Raw genomic sequence first — 18,644 nt, 5'->3', positions numbered from 1 at the left:
GCCGTCTCAGCCCGGCCCCGGCTCCGCTCCCCTCACCCACCCCTGACAGGCTCGGTCAGCAGCGCCGCCATCGCCGTATCGGGGTCGGGATGGCGGCGGAGCGCGGACAGTTCGGTGCGCCATGCCGCGTCCCAACCGGTACGCGCCCCCGATGCCCGTACGAGGACCACCGCCAGCAGTCCGGCGGACGGCGTGCCGCGTTCACGCAGCATGCGGGCCGTGCGGAGCGTGGTCTCGGCATGGCGGACGGGTGTGGCTCCGAGGCTGAACCCGCTCAGGTCGGGCAGCCGCCCGGGGTGGTCGTCGGCCAGCCGCAGCGCCTTCGCCCACCGTTCGGGCGCCGGGTCGCCACGCCGGAGTGCGGCCCACGCCGCGTCGAGGGCGAGGCGCGCGGCCTCGCGCAGCAGCCCGGCGTCCTCCAGAGCTGTCGCCAGTGCGTCGGCGCGGCGCACCTCCACGTACGAGCCGTAGCCCGAACTGACCGCGTTCGCGCACCCTTCGAGTCGCCGCAGGGCGTCTCGCCTCCTCACGTGCTCCGTGTTCGAACTCGCCGTCGCCGTTTCCACGAGGACGCTGAGGACATGCCCCAGAACATCACTCGACGGGCGCCCCATCGCGACCTCAGCAGCCCGAGTGACCTCAGCCGCCTCAGCGACCACGGCAACGTCGGTACTCTCATCGCCCTCGGCACCCTCGGCACCTACGGCACTTGAGTTCATCCCCGCAATCGCCGCGACCGCCGCATGCCACACCTTCCACGGCCGCCTCTCCTCAACCGCGGCCTCGCCCAGCGCATGGGCCGCGTCGCGCATGACGGGGCTCTCCCCCACGACCCGCCCGGCCAGAGTGGCGCAGGCCGCGGCGGCGCTGTCGTCGTCGCCCTCGCGGACCACGCGCGCGAGGAACGCGATGTACACGGCGGACGTCACGGATCGCGTGATGACCGCGTCCCGGATGGCCGGTTCGCCCACGCCCTCCAGCAGTCGGCGGGCGATGTCGTCCCGGTCCGCGAGCCGCAGCAGGAACGGGGCGATCGCGGCCCGTACGTCCCGGTGCTGGTGCGGCTGGTCCCACGCCTCGATCAGTGCCGCGCCGACGCCCTCCCCGCCCAGAACTCCGAGCGTACGAGCCGCCTCCTTGCGGGAACCAACCGGCGCAGCCCGGGAGTTGAGAAGAGGGGTGAGCAGTGCGATCGCTTGGCCGTCGGGAGCCTCGGCCAGGAGACGGCGCAGGGAGGCGACGGCCGCGCGGCCGCGCACACCACCGGTTCCGGCGTGCCGCAGCAGCGTGGCCAGGAGCTCCGGCGTGGTCGGACCGGTCTCACCGAGGGCGGTGAGGGCGGCGGCCGAGACCGGCTGGGCCGCGTGCTCGGCGAGGGGGTGAAGGTGGGCGGGTGAGCGGAGGTGGGTCGCCGCGTCGGCGCGGACGCGCATCGGCGCCCGCTCGTCGGTGGCGGCCGCCGCCAGCACCTCGTACCACTCCTGGCGTTCCTTCGGCCGCCAGCGTCCGGTGGCTCCGGCTCTGGGCCGGGGCACCCATGTTCCGCCTCGTGGCCGGATCCTGCCGCGCAGTCCCCGCGCGTCGCCCGCTTCCACGGCCGCCAGGACGGGTGCGAGCAGGTCGGTGCGGCGTTCGGTGATCGTGGTCAGAACTTCGGGAACGGCGGCGAACGACGGGTCCGCCGCGATCAGTTGGGCACAGCGGTCCTCCCGCACACCGGCCGGGGTCACCCACACGGCGGCCGCCCGGGCGGCGGCCCGTGGGTCGTCGTCCGTGAGCGCGGTCCGGCGCATCAGGGCGTCGGCGTCCGGCAGTTCGGTGAGGTGCGATGCGAGCAGCTCGGCCAGCGCGATGCGCAGAGCGGGGTCTTCGGGTGGTGCCGGCTGGGCCGGCTCAGACGGGGATGCCGTCGCCCAGATATGACGTGCCGAGGCCAGATCCACGCGCAGCGGACGATACGAGCCACGGTGACGCGGGTCGGTGACGACCTGGCAGAGGAGCAGGGCGGCGGTCGCCGCGCGCTCCCGGTCGCCGCGTCCGGCGGCGCTCTCCGCCGTGCGGCGCAGCAGCGACGCGGTGGCGGCGAGCGTCTCCGCCTTGGAGTCGCGGGACTGGACGGCCGTCAGTGTGGCGTCCCGGAGGACCTGTTCGGGTAGGGCGGTCAGCAGGCGCGCGGCAGTTCCCGCCAGTTGTTGGAGCGTGTAGCGCCGTACCTCTTCCTGGTCGTGCCAGGCTCGTTCGCAGCTCAGCGCGATACGGGCGAACTCGTCCGGATCTCCCTTGAGTTCGGCGCAGGCCAGCAGCGCGGGCCAGGCGAACACTCGCTGGTGGATCCGATGCTGGGAAGCCTGTTCTCGCAGGATCGGTTCGGCGTCCGCGAGCGGCAGGCCGACGGCCACGGCGATGAGATGGACCGGGCGTCGCTTCCAGCGCTCAAGGCGTGCGTCACTGAACTCGGCGCGGTCGGCCGGTTCGAGGGCGGCCAGGGCGGCCAGCGGGACCCGGTGCCCCGTGCAGTCGCCTGCCTGTTCGGAGACGAGCCGCCGCCGTTCGGCCGGGGGCAACAGCGCGAGCAGGGGGTCGGCGGCCACCTCCTGCCGTCCCGGTGCCCGCAGATGGCCGCCGGTGGCACGGCAACGAGTGGCCAGTTCGACGAGGTCGGGCGCAGGGAGGGCGCGGAGCGCGGCGACGGTCGCCTGCCCCAAGGGGCCCGCCGGTACGGTCAGTTCGAAGGGACCGGCCTCCTCCCCCGGCGGGACAGGCGAGAGTGCACGGAGGCCCCGCAGGACGTCGAGGAGTTCGGCGGGGCGTCGCAGGAGTGCGACGGCCGCACGTTCCCCGATGAGCCGGGGCGCGTCGCGCAGCAGCGACAGGCCCGCCGCCGGGGCGCGTTCCGCGACGACGGTGGCGACGAGCTTCCTGCCCTGCGCATAGCGGTAGGCATACGGACCGTCGGCCCGTTCGCCGTACTCCCTGATCAGCAGGGCCGCGACGGCGGCCGGCGCGGTACGGGCGAGGGTGGACAGCACCCCCGGCGGGACATCCGTCCGGGGCAGCCAGCGGGCGACCGTCCCGGGTGAGCAGGCGATGAGCAGCCGGGCCGCTTCCTGGGCGCCGTGGCGTTCGTGCACCTCGGGCAGGAGCCGGTCGGCGAGACTGCGACGGCGGCTGAGCCGCAGTACGCGGTACGCGGAGTGGCGCACCGCGCGGATGTCGCTCAACACGTGGGCGGCGAGCGGCTCTTCCGGCACCGGCAGCCTGATGGCCGCGGCGAGCGCCCGGCGGCGCAGCGCGGGGTCGTCGAGTGCGGCGGCCACACTGTCGAGGTCGCGGCGGGCGACGGCGAGGAAGAGTCCGGTGTGCCGTTCGTCCTGGTCACCAGCGTCGAGCGCGCGGTGCAGGGTGGCGTACGCGTCCGGGGCGAGCGTTCGCGCGTAGCGCGCGAGGGCGGGCATCCGGGCCGGGAACGGCAGGGAGTCGAAGTGGGTGCTGATCCACTCGGGGGTCAGCGGCTGGGGCGGAGTGGAATGGGCCATCAACGATCACCGTGGGATCGTGAGGCCTCCTTTCGGATCATCATGCGTACGATCCTGGCAGCCTTTCGATCGATGGGCAATGCGATTTCGGGCAGGTGGGCCGGGAGACGTCCCTGTTCCAAGTGCGGCCTCGAATCGCATACGGAGCCGGCCGTCGGATACGGATCGGGTACGGGAGGAAGCACATGGTGGAGGACGGAGCCCACGAGCGCGGCGCGGAAGTGGTGTGCCGGGCGGTGGGGCGGGTGGTCGGCGGGCGGGCCGAAGTGGCCGACGACCACTGGGGCGGTGAGTCGGCGGTGATCCGGCTGGACGCCGAACAGTTCGGCCCTGAGGCGCTGTTCGGCCTGACGGACTTCTCCCATCTGGAGGTCGTGTACCACTTCGACCGGGTGGCGCCCGAGAAGATCGAGTCGGGCGCGCGCCGTCCGCGCGGAAACGCCGACTGGCCGCTGGTCGGGATCTTCGCCCAGCGCGGCAAGAACCGCCCGAACCGGCTCGGCGTCTCGCGCTGCCGTGTGGTGAAGGTGGAAGGGCTGGACGTCCACGTCACCGGCCTGGACGCGGTGGACGGCACCCCGGTGCTCGACATCAAGCCGTACATGGCGGAGTTCGGCCCACGCGGCGGGACGGTCCAGCCGGAGTGGTCCACAGAGCTGATGCGGGACTACTACGCGGGCGAGCCGAGATCCGGGAGCAGCCTCGACGAATGAGGGGACGCCTGCCAGGGCCGGGCCGGGCGGGAGCCATAGCCAGCGTCAGAGCCCGGCCAGGGCCGGATCCGGGGCCTGACCCGCGCCCAGTGCCACCGTCAGCGCAGTTCCTTGCGGGTGATGTGGCGCAGCCTGCGGCGCTGGCTCGGGTCCAGCATCAGATAGGCCACGACGGGCACCCCTATGAGCACCAGCAGCGCCGGCAGGAATCCGATCAGCGGGATCAGGATGAGTCCCACCACTACTCCACCGGCGGCGATCATCGCGCGCTTCGACATGTCCGTCGCCTCCTTCGCGGCCGCTGCTGCTGCCGCTCTCTGTCCAGGGAACGCGTGGCCGCGTCCTCCGGTTCCCGGCCGGGCGTCCGCTTCCGCGCGGCACGCCGACCGTCTGCTTCCACTATGCGGCATCGGTGCGACAGTGCCCCGACTCGATTCCGTGGCCCGGTTCCGTGTCCGATTCCCCCATGCGGCAGCTACGCGGCAGCGCCCCGGCGCAGCGGCGCTCCGACGGCGTGCATGTGCCGCAGGGCCTGCCGGTAGGAGTCGATCAAGGAGGTCTCGGCGTACGGGATGCCGACGGCCCGGCAGTGGGCGCGGACCAGCGGCTGGACGAGCCGCAGGTGGGGCCGGGGCACGTTCGGGAAGAGATGGTGCTCGATCTGGTAGTTCAGTCCGCCGAGGAACCAGTCGGTGAGCGGTCCGCCGCGCACGTTGCGCGAGGTGAGGACCTGGCGGCGCAGATGACCCCAGCCGTCGTCGTCGGCGTCGGGCATCTCCATGCCCTTGTGGTTGGGTGCGAAGGTCATCCCCAGGTGAAGCCCGAAGAGGGCATGGTGCAGCAGCGCGAAGACCAGCGCCTTGCCGGGCGGGAGCACGGTCAGCAGGAGGCCCGCGTAGGCGGCGAGGTGCACCAGGAGGAGCGTGCCCTCGACGGCCCGTTCCCGCCGGGGCTGCCTGCGCAGGTCTTGGAATCCGTACACCTTCAGGGCGATGCCTTCGAGCAGCAGCATCGGGAAGAACAGCCGGGCCTGGTTGCGGGTGAGCCGGCGTGCGAACCCCTCACGGCGCTCGGCCTGCTTCTCGGTCCACACGAGCACGCCGACGCCGACGTCCGGGTCCTTGTCGACGTGGTTGGGGTTGGCGTGGTGGCGGTTGTGCTTGTCGTTCCACCAGGCGTAACTCATACCGAGCAGCAGATTGCTGTGGAGCAGGCCGATGGTCCGGCCGGCGCGTCGGCTGCGGGTTATCTGGGCGTGGCCCGCGTCGTGGCCGAAGAACGCGGTCCGGGCCCAGAACACCGCGAGCGGCACGGCGTACAGCAGGGTCCACCAGGTGTCTCCGGTGAGCGCCATCGCGGTCGCGGTCGCGGCGAGGGCGAGGAGGTTGGCGGCGATGCCCCGCGCGTACCAGCCGGTGCGCCGCTCCAGCAGCCCCTGTCCCTTGACCGCCTTCAGGAGGGGCGCGAATTCGCTGCCCCGTGCGGTGGGGCGCGGGGGCGCGAGCAGGGTGGCGCTCGCGCCGGTCTCGGCGTTCGCAATGGCCTGGGGCATGGTCGGTCTCCGGTCGCTGGTTTCCCGCAGTCCCCTGCGCTGACCTCATGAAACGTACGAATCCGGGGCCCCTGGCCGCTATGGCGCCACCACCCGGACCGGGCGGGGGCCTGTCCCGGCGGCATGGTGGTGCTGACGCCACCCCGGCGAGCGAGACGGGCGAGGCGAGCGAGTCCAGCACATGGGTTAAGTGATCCAGATCACGGCGTAGATCCGCCCGGCAGCACGTCGCCCGGTGTATTCTCGGCGATTCCGGAACCGCAGTAGTCAAGTTTGAGGAATGTGTCATCGCCGTACACAGGCTTCCCGCGCCCACACCCTCCGAGATCGACGAACTCGCCCACTGCCACGTCACCTTCCTGCCCGCCGACCCCGCCCGACTCGGCCGCGTCGCCTTCTGGCACGCCGACGGCTCCGCCCCGCAGGTCTTCTCCGGCCGCGCCGAGGAGCCTGCCGAGGAGCTGACGGTGGTGGGGGCCGATGCCGAGCCGTACGCGGTGCGTGCGGTTGTTCTGCCCGTACGCGACGCGCTGCCCGTCCTGACCAGGGCCCGGCCCCGCGCCGACGCCTCGCGGGCCGCCGCCTTCTGGGGTACGGCCGCGCTGCGCGCGTTGCAACTCGCCGCGCGCGGGCTGCTGTTGCCCGGGCTCACCGCCACCGACCACGACGCGTGGCGGATCGGGCCGCTGGGCGCCGACGAGCTGGAGCGCGTCCGTGAGCTGGCGGCCTCGATGCCGCCCGAGGCGCACGCGGTGCCGCTCGACGCCGGTGGCGAACCGTTGCTGCTGCCCGAACCCGAGGTGCTGGTACGGCAGTTCCTCGACGCGGTCGCGGACGGGCTGCCGCGCACGCCCGCCGCCGCCCTGGCGACCGGCTCCCCCGCCTTCGCGGCGGACCCGCCCCAGCGGCTGCCCGGACAGCGCGCCTGGGCCACGGAGGTGGCCGCCGGACACGACGCGGGCGTGCGCATCTCGCTCCGCGTCGAACTGCCCGGCCTGGAGTCGGCGGACCCGGACGCGGCGGGACCGGCCTTCCGGGCCGTGCTCCAGCTGCACAGCGTGAGCGACCCCGCTCTGGTGGCGGACGCGGCCGAGGTGTGGGGCGAGCCCGGGGCCACCTCCGGGGCGTTCGGTCCGCACGCGCGGATGGACGCGCTCCTTGCGCTGCGTCGCGCCACGCGCGCGTGGGCGCCGCTCGCGCCGCTGCTTTCGGCGGCCGTGCCGGACGCGATCGAACTGGCCGACGAGGAGGTGGGCGAGCTGCTCGGCGGGGCCGCGCGCACGCTCGCCGCGATCGGTGTCCAGGTGCACTGGCCCAAGGACCTCGCGCGAAAGTTCACCACGCGCGCGGTGATCGGGCCTGTACCGGACACAGCGGAGCGGAGCACGGCCGAGGCGCGGCCGGACAGTACGCAGTCCGCGGCCCCGTCCACGCTCTCCGCGGACGCCCTGCTCGCCTTCGAGTGGTGGTTCGCGCTCGGCGACACGCAGCTGACGCGCGCGGAGCTGGACCAACTGGCCGAGGCCAGCCGCCCGGTGGTGCGGCTGCGCGACCAGTGGGTCCTGATCGACCCCGAGGAGGTCCGCCGCGCCCGCGCGACACAGGACCGCAAGGTGACCCCTGTCGACGCGCTCGGCGCCGTCCTGACCGGTTCGACGGAGGTCGACGGACGCCGGGTCGACGTCGAGGCTTCCGGCTGGCTCGCGGGCCTGCGCGACCGCCTCGCCGACCCCGAGGGCGCGCGCCAGGACGCCGTGGAGCAGCCCGCCGCGCTCGCCGCGCGGTTGCGCGACTACCAGCTGCGGGGCCTCAACTGGCTGGCCGACATGACCTCGCTCGGCCTCGGCGGGTGCCTCGCCGACGACATGGGCCTCGGCAAGACGATCACCCTCATCGCCCTGCACCTGCACCGCCAGAGCAGCCCGGCGACCGCCGGCCCCACGCTCGTGGTCTGCCCGACGTCCCTGATGGGCAACTGGCAGCGGGAGATCGAGAAGTTCGCGCCGGGCACGCCCGTGCGTCGCTTCCACGGCTCCGCGCGGCGCCTGGAGGGCCTCGCGGACGGGGAGTTCGTCCTCACCACGTACGGGACGATGCGGCTCGACGCCGCGAAGCTCGGCGAGGTGGCGTGGGGCATGGTCGTCACGGACGAGGCCCAGCACATCAAGAACCCGTACTCGGCGACCGCCCGGCAGCTGCGCACCATCGGCGCCCGCGCGCGCGTGGCGCTCACCGGAACGCCGGTCGAGAACAACCTCTCCGAGCTGTGGGCGATCCTCGACTGGACGACACCGGGGCTGCTCGGCCGCCTCGGTACGTTCCGTACCAAGTACGCACAGGCCGTCGAGAGCGGCAAGGACCCGGCGGCGGCCGAGCGGCTGTCCCGCCTGGTCCGCCCGTTCCTGCTGCGGCGCCGCAAGTCCGACCCCGGCATCGCGCCCGAGCTGCCGCCCAAGACGGAGACCGACCGGGCCGTCTCGCTCACCAAGGAGCAGACGGGGCTTTACGAGGCGGTGGTGCGCGAGACCCTCGCGGAGATCGCGGGCGCCGACGGCTTCGAGCGGCGCGGGCTCGTGGTGAAGCTGCTCACCGCGCTGAAGCAGATCTGCAACCACCCCGCGCAGTACCTCAAGGAGGAGCAGCCACGCATCGCGGACCGCTCCGGCAAGCTGGAGCTGCTCGACGAACTCCTGGACACCATCCTCTCCGAGGATGGTGCGGTGCTGGTCTTCACCCAGTACGTACAGATGGCGCGGCTCATCGAGCAGCATCTGGCCGCACGCGGGGTCGCCACGCAGTTCCTGCACGGCGGTACGCCCGTGGAGCAGCGCGAGCGGATGGTGCGGCGCTTCCAGGACGGTGAGGTCCCGGTGTTCCTGCTGTCGTTGAAGGCGGCGGGCACCGGTCTGAACCTCACCCGGGCGGGCCATGTCGTCCACTACGACCGCTGGTGGAACCCGGCCGTCGAGGCGCAGGCCACCGACCGTGCGTACCGCATCGGCCAGACGCAGCCGGTGCAGGTCCACCGGCTGATCGCGGAGGGGACGATCGAGGACCGCATCGCCGAGATGCTGACGCGCAAGCGGGAGCTGGCGGACGCGGTCCTCGGCACCGGCGAGTCGGCCGAGGCCGCGCTGACGGAACTGTCCGACGCCGAGCTGGCGGATCTGGTGGCACTGCGAGGGAGCGGACGATGAGCGGGTACGGGGATCTCTCGGAGGAGCGGATGTACGGGGACCGGGCCGAGGAGGGTCGTGCTCCCGAGGAGCGCACCTTCGCGGCGCTGCCGCCCGCGCACGGGCGCGGTTTCGCGGAGACGTGGTGGGGCCAGGCGTGGCTCAAGGCCCTTGAGGACACGGCGCTCGACGGCCAACAGCTGAAGACGGGCCGGCGCTACGCGCGCGAGGGCGCGGTCGGGGCGGTGTCGGTACGGCCGGGGCGGATCACCGCGGTGGTGCGCGACCGGGACGGCACCTCCCACCGCAGCGACGTGCTGTGGCAGCGGCTTTCCGAGGACGACTGGGACCGTTTCCTCGGCATGGCGGTGGAGCGGGCGGGCCACATCGCGGCGCTCCTCGACCGCGACATGCCTCCGCACCTGGTGGAGGACGCGGCGACGGCCGGAGTGGAACTCCTGCCGGGCATAGGCGACCTGGAACCCGAGTGCACTTGTGAGGCGTGGGACCACTGCCCGCACACGGCGGCGCTCTGCTACCAGGTGGCGCGGCTCCTCGACCAGGACCCGTTCGTCCTGCTGCTGATGCGGGGCCGGGGTGAGCGGGCGCTGCTTGCGGAGCTGGCGGAGCGGAGCGCGGCGCCCCGTTCCACGGAACTGGACGTTCCGGCCGGGGTGCCGGCCGCCGAGGTCTTCGCGGCGCGGGACATCGTGCCGCCGCTGCCCGGGGCGCCCGAGGTACCGGCCGAGGCGGGGGCGCCGCCGCACCTCGACACCGAGGCCGCCCCCGAGCCCGGCGTCGATCCCGCGGCGCTGGAGTTCCTGGCGGCGGACGCGGCGCGGCGGGCACGGGAGATGCTGGCGGAGGCGCTGGCGCCGGGCCATGAACACCAGCCGCCGACAACCGGCCTGACGCAGAAGCAGGATGCCGTTCGCCTGGCGGCGGACTGCGCGGACAGCGGGATCACGGGCCGACTGGCGGCCGGTTCCGGACGCCGGTCGGCCGAGCTGGACCTCGCCGTACGAGCGTGGCGGTACGGGGGCGCCGCCGCCCTCTCCGTACTGGAGGAGGAGTGGACCCCCGGGCCGGAGGCCCTGGCCCGGGCCCGGGACGCGCTCGCGCGGGCCTGGCAGGACGGGGACCGGCCGGTACTGCGCGCGTCCGGGGCGAACCGCTGGACGGTGGTCGGCGGCGGCGCGCAGCTGCGGCTCGGCCGGGACGGCCGGTGGTGGCCGTACCGCAAGGAGCGCGGGGCGTGGGTCCCGGCGGGTCCCGCCGACCCGGATCCGGGGGCGGTGCTGGAGCGGTAGGGGTGCGGTGGTGGGGGGGGCGGCGGCGCCTATGTCCTCGCAGGCGCCGCGTGGCCCGGTGTCCCACCCGCCCTGATCTCGTAGAACGGCACGTCGTCGCCGGTCCCGTTCGCCGCCGACGGGAGTATGCCGCCGGGGAACTCGGTGGGCAGGTCCGGGAGTTCGCTGGGCAGGTCGCTCGGGAAGCCGCTCGGCGGTTCCGTGGGGAGTCCTGACGGAAGGTTCGACGGAAGGCTAGTGGGGAGTTCGGAGGGCAGCTCCGTCGGGACCCCGCTCGGAAGGCTCAGCGACGGCGTCGGGGCGCCCTTGCTCGTCGGGGTGTTCGTCGGCTTGTCGTCGGCCCCGTCGCCGCTGCCGTTCACCACCAGCACGATGGCGACGACGGCCGCGGCGGCCACCACGACCGCGAGCAGTATCAAGACGCCCCTGCGACCTCCCCCGGCCGGTGGGGCCGGGGGTGACGGCGGCGGCGTCGGGGGCTGCCAGGCGGGGGGACCGAAGCCCCCGCCCGGCGAGGACGGCGGCCCGGGTGGGCGCGGAGGTACGGGCGGCGTGGCCATAGCCTCCAGAGTCGGCCCGAAACGGTTCATCTCGCCACCCCTGGCCGGAATTTACGCCAAAGTCGCTCAGCCGCGGCGCTCGCCGGAGCCGCCCCGGCCGTGGCGGCGCGCCGCTCCGCGCCCCGGCCGCCGCCGCGCGCGGCCGCGGCCCTTCCACCCTCCTGCGCCTCCCCGTACCGTAACCTCGGCGAGGTTCTTGCCGGTTGAACGTGACGTATCGACGTACAAGCGACACGACGTACACACGACACGACATACAGGAGCTCGTTACCCGTGGACCGTCGAAGACTCCTCCAGGGCGCCGCCGCCAGCGTGGCCGCGGGCGCGCTCTTCCCCGCGACGCGTGCCGAGGCCGCCGCCGACACCGACTACCCGGGCGCGCACTGGGTCCCCGCCTCGACCGCCAACTACACCGCTTCCCAGCGCCCCTTCACGTATCCGGTCGAACGGGTGGTCATCCACGTCACCCAGGAGACGTTCGGCAACACGCTCGGGATCTTCCAGAACCCGGCGAAGAAGGTATCCGCGCACTATGTGGTGCGGTCCGCCGACGGCTATGTGGCGCAGATGGTGCGCGAGCAGGACATCGCCTGGCACGCGGGCAACTGGGACTACAACACCCGCAGCGTCGGCATCGAGCACGAGGGGTGGGTGGACCGGCCCGCCTACTTCACCAACGCGCTGTACGAGGAGTCGGCGCGGCTGACCGCCTCGATCTGCGACCGGCACGGCATCCCCAAGGACCGGGAGCACATTATCGGCCATTACCAGGTCCCCGGCACCGACCACACCGACCCGGGGCCGAACTGGGACTGGGTGCGCTACATCCGGCTGGTCAACTTCGCCTGACGGCACGGCGATTCACCGAGTGGCAGGTGGGTTGCGTCGCCAGGGATGCGCCGAGGACGTGCGGGGTGCCTTGCCGGGTGCGCCCGGCGGGCCGACGATGGACCGGTCCTCACCCGCCCCGCCCGCCCGGAGGCCCAGTTGACCGATACGCGCTACGAGTCCTGGGTCGCCCTGGAGGCCGGAGCCGACCCCGCCGAGCGGACCGGCGAGCTGCGCCGCGCCCATGAGGCGTTCACCTCGGCCGGACGGGTGGTCCGGCCCGTACGCCCACTGGTGGCCGCGTCCTGGCGGCGCTCGGCCCGGGCCAGGGTGAACCCGGACGGCACGGCCGGTGTGGAGCTGGGCGAGGACGAGCTGACCGCGTACCGGGACGGGCACCCGCTGGCCCGGGCGATGCCGGTGATCCGGGAGCTGATGGGCACGTACGCGAAGGACGGCGAGCATCTCGTCGCCGTGTGCGACGCGCGGGGACGGCTGCTGTGGGTCGAGGGCCACCCGGGGGCCCGGCGCAGGGCGGGCGCGATGAACTTCGTGCCCGGCGCCCGGTGGGCGGAGTCGGCGGTGGGCACCAACGCGCCGGGGACGGCGCTGGCCGAGGACCGGGCCGTACAGGTCTTCTCCGCCGAGCACTTCCGGCGCCCGGTGCACCCCTGGACGTGCGCGGCGGCCCCGCTGCACGACCCTCGCACGGGCCGGCTGCTCGGCGCGGTGGACATCACCGGCGGCAACGGCCTGGCGCATCCGCACAGCCTCGCGTTCGTCCAGGCGGTGGCGCGGGCGGCGGAGGCGGAACTCGCCCTGCTCGCCCCGCGGCCGACCGGCGAGACGATCGGACTGAGCGCCCTCGGCCGCGACGAGGCGCTGCTGGTCGCCGCCGGGCGCAAGGTCCGCCTCAGCCGCCGCCACAGCGAGCTCCTGGTGCTGCTCGCGCGCCATCCCGAGGGACTGACGGGTGATCAACTGCTGGTCGACCTGTACGAGGACGAGTCGGTGACCCCGGTGACGGTCCGTGCCGAACTGTCCCGCCTGCGCCGCTTACTGGGCCCCGACCTCCTCTCCTCCCGCCCGTACCGCCTCGCCCTCCCCGTCGACACCGACTTCGACATGGTCGCCCGCCGCCTGGGCTCGGGCGCGGTGGCGGCGGCGATGGGCGCGTACGCGGGCCCCCTGCTGCCCGCGTCGCAGGCACCCGCGGTGGTACGGATACGGTCCCGCCTCGCCGGACAGCTGCGCACGGCCCTGATCGAGCGCGCCGACCCCGGCCTCCTCGCGGACTGGGCGCGCAGCCCGTGGGGCGAGGAGGACGTGAGGGTGTGGCGGGCGCTGGCGGAGGCGCTGCCGGAGTGCGGGCGGGGGGCCGCGCGGGCGAGGGTGCGGGAGCTGGACGCGGAGCAGGGAACGGGGTTCGCCGGCAGCACCTGACCGCCGTGGCCACCGGGCTCGCCGCAAGCACCCGAACCGCCGTGGGCACCGGGCCGCTCGCAACGAGCCCGCAACGTCGACGGCCCTAGCCTCCGCTGCGAGTGCCGCCCAAGGGCGGGCGGCGCCGGAGGGAGGCCACGGAGATGACCCGTTACGCAGCGCCCGGCACCGAGGGTGCGATCGTCTCGTACGAGTCCCGCTACGACCACTTCATCGGCGGCGAGTACGTACCGCCGGCGGGCGGCCAGTACTTCGAGAACCCGAGCCCCGTGAACGGCCGCCCCTTCACCGAGATCGCCCGCGGCACGGCGGAGGACGTCGAGCGCGCCCTCGACGCGGCCCATGCGGCGGCGCCCGCCTGGGGCCGGACCGCCCCGACCGAGCGCGCCAACATCCTCAACAGGATCGCCGACCGGATGGAGGCGCATCTGGAGGAGCTGGCAGTCGCGGAGAGCTGGGAGAACGGCAAGCCGGTCCGCGAGACGCTGGCCGCCGACATCCCCCTCGCCATCGACCACTTCCGCTACTTCGCGGGGGCGCTGCGCGCGCAGGAGGGCTCGCTGAGCCAGGTCGACGAGGACACGGTCGCGTACCACTTCCAAGAGCCGCTCGGGGTCGTCGGCCAGATCATCCCGTGGAACTTCCCGATCCTGATGGCCGCGTGGAAGCTGGCGCCCGCACTCGCGGCGGGCAACGCGGTGGTGCTCAAGCCCGCCGAGCAGACCCCGGCGTCCGTACACATCTGGCTGGGCCTGGTGGCCGATCTGATCCCGCCGGGCGTGGTCAACATCGTCAACGGCTTCGGAGTCGAGGCGGGCAAACCACTGGCGTCGAGCCCGCGCGTGGCGAAGATCGCCTTCACGGGCGAGACGACGACGGGCCGCCTGATCATGCAGTACGCGTCGGAGAACATCCGCCCGGTGACGCTGGAACTCGGCGGCAAGTCCCCGAACATCTTCTTCGACGACGTCTGGTCGGCGGACGACGACTTCCGCGACAAAGCGCTGGAGGGCTTCACCATGTTCGCCCTCAACCAGGGCGAGGTCTGCACGTGCCCGTCCCGGGCCCTGATCCAGCGCGGCCATTACAGCGAGTTCCTGGACGCGGGCATCACCCGCACCGAGGCCATCGTGGCGGGCCACCCCCTGGACACCGACACGATGATCGGCGCCCAGGCCTCCAACGACCAGCTCCAGAAGATCCTGTCCTACCTGGACATCGGCCAGCAGGAGGGCGCGAAGATCCTGACGGGTGGTCAGCGCATCGAGTACGACGGCGAGATGGCGGGCGGCTACTACGTCCAGCCGACGATCTTCGAAGGCGACAACCGCATGCGGATCTTCCAGGAGGAGATCTTCGGCCCGGTCGTCGCGGTGACCTCCTTCACGGACTTCGACGACGCGATCCGCACGGCGAACGACACCCTGTACGGCCTCGGCGCCGGCGTCTGGACCCGCGACGGCAGCCAGGCGTACCGCGCGGGCCGAGCGATCCAGGCGGGCCGCGTCTGGACGAACTGCTACCACGCCTACCCGGCACACGCCGCCTTCGGCGGCTACAAGCAGTCGGGGATCGGGCGGGAGAACCACAAGATGATGCTGGATCATTATCAGCAGACGAAGAACTTGCTGGTGTCGTACTCGGCGAAGAAGCTGGGCTTCTTCTAAGGGTACGAGAGAAGGCGCCTGACCTGGGCTTTTGCCCGCAAGGCGCCTTCCGTTCGACTCGCTCGGAGCGAGATCCGGTTTATGGGGTAACTCCCAGTTTTTCCCACGGCTATCCCGCTCCTGACCAGCACTTCCGGACCAGTCACGGACCAAATGCTCATGCGAAGGCCATCGCCCGGCCATGCAACGCCCCGGCGCACGCCGTCACTCAGGGGGTGAGCCCAGCTCGCCGCGCAGCCGTCGGGCCCTGAGTACCAGTTCCAGCTCGAAGCGGCGGTCGGGGTCGGCGACCTCGTCGCCCCACAGCTCTCGGATCTGGCGCAGTCGGTAGCGTACGGTCTGCGGATGCACCCCGAGCCGGGCTGCGATCTCCGTGGCGCCGCCCCGGGTTTCGAGCCAGGCGAGCAGCGTCTCGGCGAGGTGGCGGGCCTGGGCGGGGCCGCAGGTGAGCAGGGGGGCCAGTCGGCGCCGGTCGAGGTCGCCGAGGAGCTCCTCGGCCGGAAGCAGGATCAGCATCTCGGTGTAGTCCGTGCACTGGATCACTTCGCCACCGGGCAGGAGGCCGCGCTCGATGAGCTGTACGGCGGTGGCCGCCCATCTCAGCGACTTCGGCGCCTGGGCGAGCGGTACGGAGGGACCCAGCGCCCCGGACCAGCCGGCGGTGGCGCGTCGCAGCAGTTCGGACCGCCCGGCCGCGTCCGGCTCGGGGACGACCATACGGGGCTGCTCGCGCTCCATGTCGAGCAGGACGTCTTGGCCGACGGCCGGGGCCAGGGCCTCACGAGCGGGCCTCAAAAGCACGGCGACGGCGACCCGGTGGGGCAGGGGCCAGCCGATCCTGGCGCAGCGTTCGGCGAGCGCGGTCGACCGGTCCGCACGCGGCGATTCTGTGAGTAGTTGGTCCAGCAACTGGCGTTGCAGCCGCATACGTTCGCTGGCCTGCCGTGCCACGGCCTCGGCGTAGCCGCGCATGGTCTCGGCGACGATGCCGTCCAGGTACTCGAAGACGGACTCGGCCACCTCGTACATGGCGGGAGCCGGAATGCCGACCTTGTCGCCGAGCTCGGCGAGGCGTCGCCAGGCGAGCTTGACGCCGAGCCGGTAGATGGCCTGGAGCGAGTCGAGGCTGCGGCCGGAGAGGACCTGGCCACGGCCGAACTCCTGGAACACATAGGGGAGTTCGCGGTGCGGGTCGAGCCCGTCGGTCATGCTCCCGACGAACTGCTCAAGTGCGCGCCGAATGCCGACGAGTGCCAGCGGCTCACCCGATTCGTCGAGGGTGAGCGGCAGTCCTGGGTACTCCCGGCGGATCTGGCGCAGGATCGACCGGGCGAGGTCGGGGACCTCGGCGAGCGCGAGCTCCGCGAACCGGCGCACTTGCGGCCGGGGCACCTTGCGCCAGGCGGAGTCGGTCGCCGTGGTGGGCACTAGGGGGATCCCGACGCCGAAGTGGCCGCCGGGAAGGTGACCAGCGGGTCGTTCGGCTGATCCGGGGTGGTGCCGAGCAGGGCGACGATGCCGAAGGACACTGCGATCGCGAGCGCGGCGGCGAGTACTGCGGTGAGTACGACGATGGGGAGTCTGGGCATGGCGCGGGAAGCCCTTCCATCTGGCAACGCACCGGCCCGGTTTCGACAACAGGCAAGCATGGACGTGACATTGACACTCCGTCAAGTCCGCCCTACGGTTCCCGGCCCATACGTTGCCGTTTGCGGCGACGCCCCCCACGTGCACACACCTGAGATACCCGAACCCTCCCCCGGAGGCACACATATGAGCCGCACTGTGTCACGCCTGACGCTCGTCTCACTCGGGCTCGGCGTCTTTCTGCTGACCCTCGCGCCCCTGCTCGCCTGGTACGTCACACCGCACGCGAAGCGCACCCCCATCAACGTGCACATCACGACCGTCTCCACCGGCAACGGCAGCTACTTCGACATCGGCTCGCTCTCCGTGCGCCACGACCAGACGCTCACCATCACTCGGCGGGTCCTGGGGAACGTGGCCGCCAGCAAGAGCAGCGGCCGCGCAGTATGGGACGTCTCGACGACCATCGACACCCCGCGCACCCTGCCCCTGGCCGACCCGCACAAATCGCTCCAGTGGACCACCGAACGCTGGGTCACCGACCGGCGCACCAACGCCCCGGTCCACTGCTGCCAGGAGGCCCCGGTTCCGCACCAGGGGGACGCGTACCTCAAATTCCCCTTCGACCTGCGCAAACACACCTACCAGTGGTGGGACGCCGCGCTGAGGGGGACCGTGCCGCTGCACTACACCGGCACCCGTGCAGTCCTCGGACACAAGGGCTATCGCTACACCGGAACCGTGCCGCCCACCCGGGTCGACACCCGCCAGGTCCCCGGCATCCTCGTCGGCCTGCCGCGAAGCCCGCAGGTCCAGGCCGAGGAGTGGTACGCGAACCCGGCGATCGACCTGGTGGTCGACCCACGCACCGGCCGTGTGCTCGACGCCGCGATCTCACCGGTGAAGACCCTGCGCGCTCCGGGCGGGGCGACGGACGCGGTGACCCTGCTCCAGGGCGACCGGCTGGAGTTCGACGGGCAGACCCAGCGCCAACAGGTGGACCTCGCGGCGAAGGACAACCGCAAACTGCTCCTCATCGGCACCGTCGCGCCGCTGACCGGGGCCGGAGCGGGCACCCTGCTCACAGCAACGAGCGCGGGCCTGGTGGTGTTCGGACTGCGGAAATCGCCACGGTTGGCACGAAGGGGCGAAACACCGGAGTCACCGGGATCCGGAATTGTCACCCCGGTGAGTAGCCGACCGGAAGGCACCGGCGAAAACTGAGCACACCACACACCAATCCCGTACGCACACCCCGGACGACATGCCACACGCTCCGCCCTGAGCCGCGTTGGAGCACCCGTGTCCCAGAACGTACAACCACATGCTTCCCGGCAGCCCGGCGTCCAGCCCGCTGCCTCCCGCGACCGCCGGAGGGCGACGGGAGCCCGGGTGCGACGAGGGGGCGCCGGATGGTCCGGCGCCCCCATTTTTTCGGCTGTGTCGTCAGACGGCCGGGGCCGCGGCGGCCGAGGTACCGGGCCGCGGTGCGAGCAGTCGCTCGGCGAACACGCCGAATATCAGGCCGAATCCGGTCCACAGCACGACCTGCATGCCGAGAGAGGCCATCCGGAACTCCCAGAGCACAGCGGCCGGGAAGGCGCCCTTCACCGCGTCGCCGTTGTCCGGCAACACAGCGAACAGAACGGCCATGACCACGGCGAAGCCCGCTCCCGCCGCCACGCTCGCGTTCCAGTTCCCCAGCCTGGGAGCGAGCCGCCGCCCTATGACCACGCACCCCACCCCGACCAGGACGCTGAGCAGGATCATCAAGAAGAACAGCGTGGTCCGCTTCCCGATGGTGTCGGGGTTGCCGACGGCCGGCGGGGTCGCCGGGTACTTCAGGTACGGCACCAGGTACACGGTGACGAAGACACCGGCTGCCGTGAACGCGGCCGTGGCCCGTGGACCGAAGCGGCCGGTCCGGCCGTGGGCGAAGGCGAAGGCCAGCGAGGCGATCCCACCGAGCGCGACGCCGTAGACGAGCAGGCCGGTCGCCAGGCCGAAGGTGGACTGGACGGCGCGACTGACGAGTTCTTCCTCCTCGTCCGCCGCCGGTACCGCGGCATCGCCGCCGTGGTGCCCGCTGTGGCTGCCGGTCGGTGCGGCGTGCGCGGCGGACTGGGCCTGCTCCACCGCGATGGCGTCATCAATGGACGGCTCGGCCACGACGTAGGCGAACGCGAAAGCGATCAGACCGGCCAGCAGGCCCGCGAGCATGCCGCGGACGAGGAGCTGCCTGACAGATATTGCATGCATGGTGTTGCTACCT

Annotated in this window: 15 protein-coding genes; 7 read left to right on the top strand and 8 right to left on the bottom strand. The window is 72.6% G+C overall.

Annotation, left to right across the window (positions count from 1 at the left end):
- Positions 1 to 32: 32 nt before the first annotated feature.
- Positions 33 to 3,536 carry a hypothetical protein gene (locus OG965_RS34685; RefSeq protein WP_371656017.1) on the bottom strand — a complete coding sequence of 1,168 codons (3,504 nt, stop codon included), beginning with the start codon at positions 3,534 to 3,536 and terminating at the stop codon, positions 33 to 35.
- Between the two features lie 185 nt (positions 3,537 to 3,721).
- Here OG965_RS34685 and OG965_RS34680 point away from each other — a divergent pair, with 185 nt between their 5' ends.
- Complete coding sequence (locus OG965_RS34680; protein ID WP_371656016.1) at positions 3,722 to 4,249, top strand: SAM-dependent methyltransferase; 528 nt, start codon at positions 3,722 to 3,724, stop codon at positions 4,247 to 4,249.
- Between the two features lie 98 nt (positions 4,250 to 4,347).
- Here the strand turns inward: OG965_RS34680 and OG965_RS34675 are convergent, their stop codons facing one another.
- From OG965_RS34675 to OG965_RS34665, 3 genes are all read right to left on the bottom strand, one after another.
- Positions 4,348 to 4,527: a hypothetical protein gene (locus tag OG965_RS34675; RefSeq protein WP_266986170.1), complete on the bottom strand. Its 180-nt coding sequence runs from the start codon at positions 4,525 to 4,527 to the stop codon at positions 4,348 to 4,350.
- A gap of 197 nt (positions 4,528 to 4,724) precedes the next feature.
- Positions 4,725 to 5,801: a fatty acid desaturase gene (locus OG965_RS34670; RefSeq protein WP_371656015.1), complete on the bottom strand. Its 1,077-nt coding sequence runs from the start codon at positions 5,799 to 5,801 to the stop codon at positions 4,725 to 4,727.
- Positions 5,802 to 6,001: 200 nt separating this feature from the next.
- Entirely contained in the window at positions 6,002 to 6,205 is a 204-nt protein-coding gene (locus OG965_RS34665) for a hypothetical protein (protein WP_371656014.1), read from the bottom strand.
- Here OG965_RS34665 and OG965_RS34660 point away from each other — a divergent pair.
- Both OG965_RS34660 and OG965_RS34655 read left to right on the top strand, forming a co-directional pair.
- Positions 6,128 to 8,998, top strand: coding sequence for a DEAD/DEAH box helicase (locus tag OG965_RS34660; protein WP_371657143.1), 2,871 nt, complete (start codon positions 6,128 to 6,130; stop codon positions 8,996 to 8,998). The two genes, OG965_RS34665 and OG965_RS34660, sit on opposite strands and share 78 nt — an antisense overlap.
- Entirely contained in the window at positions 8,995 to 10,287 is a 1,293-nt protein-coding gene (locus tag OG965_RS34655) for an SWF or SNF family helicase (RefSeq protein ID WP_371656013.1), read from the top strand. The genes OG965_RS34660 and OG965_RS34655 overlap by 4 nt, the downstream gene beginning before the upstream one ends.
- Positions 10,288 to 10,316: 29 nt before the next feature.
- Here the strand turns inward: OG965_RS34655 and OG965_RS34650 are convergent, their stop codons facing one another.
- Positions 10,317 to 10,706, bottom strand: a complete 390-nt coding sequence (locus OG965_RS34650; protein ID WP_371656011.1) for a hypothetical protein — start codon at positions 10,704 to 10,706, stop codon at positions 10,317 to 10,319.
- A gap of 414 nt (positions 10,707 to 11,120) precedes the next feature.
- Here OG965_RS34650 and OG965_RS34645 point away from each other — a divergent pair, with 414 nt between their 5' ends.
- The 3 genes from OG965_RS34645 to OG965_RS34635 all read left to right on the top strand — a co-directional run bounded on the left by OG965_RS34645 (position 11,121) and on the right by OG965_RS34635 (position 14,785).
- Positions 11,121 to 11,696, top strand: coding sequence for an N-acetylmuramoyl-L-alanine amidase (locus tag OG965_RS34645; protein WP_371656010.1), 576 nt, complete (start codon positions 11,121 to 11,123; stop codon positions 11,694 to 11,696).
- Positions 11,697 to 11,834: 138 nt separating this feature from the next.
- Entirely contained in the window at positions 11,835 to 13,118 is a 1,284-nt protein-coding gene (locus OG965_RS34640; protein ID WP_371656009.1) for a GAF domain-containing protein, read from the top strand.
- Between the two features lie 143 nt (positions 13,119 to 13,261).
- Positions 13,262 to 14,785 (top strand): aldehyde dehydrogenase family protein, encoded by a 1,524-nt coding sequence (locus tag OG965_RS34635; RefSeq protein ID WP_371656008.1) that lies wholly within the window; start codon positions 13,262 to 13,264, stop codon positions 14,783 to 14,785.
- A gap of 204 nt (positions 14,786 to 14,989) precedes the next feature.
- Here the strand turns inward: OG965_RS34635 and OG965_RS34630 are convergent, their stop codons facing one another.
- Positions 14,990 to 16,213, bottom strand: coding sequence for a helix-turn-helix domain-containing protein (locus OG965_RS34630; protein ID WP_371656007.1), 1,224 nt, complete (start codon positions 16,211 to 16,213; stop codon positions 14,990 to 14,992).
- The gene (locus OG965_RS34625) at positions 16,213 to 16,374 is read right to left on the bottom strand and encodes a hypothetical protein (protein WP_371656006.1); all 162 of its coding nucleotides are present in this window, start codon (positions 16,372 to 16,374) and stop codon (positions 16,213 to 16,215) included. The genes OG965_RS34630 and OG965_RS34625 overlap by 1 nt, the downstream gene beginning before the upstream one ends.
- A gap of 184 nt (positions 16,375 to 16,558) precedes the next feature.
- Between OG965_RS34625 and OG965_RS34620 the strand changes: the two genes are divergently transcribed.
- Entirely contained in the window at positions 16,559 to 17,596 is a 1,038-nt protein-coding gene (locus tag OG965_RS34620) for a DUF3068 domain-containing protein (RefSeq protein ID WP_371656005.1), read from the top strand.
- Between the two features lie 222 nt (positions 17,597 to 17,818).
- Here OG965_RS34620 and OG965_RS34615 read toward each other — a convergent pair whose 3' ends face one another.
- Positions 17,819 to 18,631, bottom strand: a complete 813-nt coding sequence (locus OG965_RS34615; protein ID WP_371656004.1) for a CbtA family protein — start codon at positions 18,629 to 18,631, stop codon at positions 17,819 to 17,821.
- Between the last annotated feature and the right edge of the window lie 13 nt (positions 18,632 to 18,644).

It is taken from the genome of Streptomyces sp. NBC_00224 (assembly GCF_041435195.1).
In the GTDB taxonomy this organism is placed as follows: Bacteria; Actinomycetota; Actinomycetes; order Streptomycetales; family Streptomycetaceae; genus Streptomyces.
Note: the sequence above shows the minus strand (reverse complement) of the source record. Positions and strands in the feature narration are given on the sequence as shown.